The 585-nt window shown below is 67.0% G+C and carries 1 protein-coding gene; it reads right to left on the bottom strand.

All coding sequences use genetic code 11. The features are described from left to right. The coding region (locus tag AC0L2O_RS36320) for an Hpt domain-containing protein (protein WP_473373139.1) at nucleotides 1-584 on the bottom strand (584 nt) is incomplete at its 3' end. Between the last annotated feature and the right edge of the window lies 1 nt (nucleotide 585).

The raw sequence follows: 585 nt of genomic DNA on the forward strand, positions 1-585 counted from the left end.
GGGATCGGCGCTTCGATCGCGGTCTCGCGGAAGGCGCGCTCGAGCTCGTCGAGCGACACTTCGCCCGGACGCAGCGGACGCTCCAGGGTCTGGTCGGCCAGCGCGCCCTGGCTTGCGGGCGCAGCTTCCACGGCAACCGGCGCGTCCGGCACCAGCGGGGGAGACTCCGCAATGGGAGCAGCAACCGCCCCGGCAGCCATTGCCGCCATGCCCTGCTCGACCATCGCTTCCAGCTTGTCGATCAGATCGCGGTCGGTGCCCTCGGGCTCGGCTTCGCTCGCCTCCAGCCCGGCCAGAATCTCCTTGATGCGGTCGATCGAGGACAGGATCACGGTGACCGCCTGCCCGGTCACCGGCATGCCGTCGCGGAACTTGCCCATCAGCGTCTCGCCGGCATGCGCCAGCGCTTCCAGGCGCGGCAACCCCAGGAAGCCGCAGGTGCCCTTGATGGTATGGACCAGGCGGAAGATGTTATCCAGGATCTTGGCGTTGTTCGGCTCCTGCTCGAACTTCACCAGCTGATTGTCCACCGTGTCCAGGCTCTCGCTGGTCTCCGTCAGAAACTCCCGCAACAGATCATCCATG

Source organism: Bradyrhizobium sp. Kon10 (genome assembly GCF_055807395.1).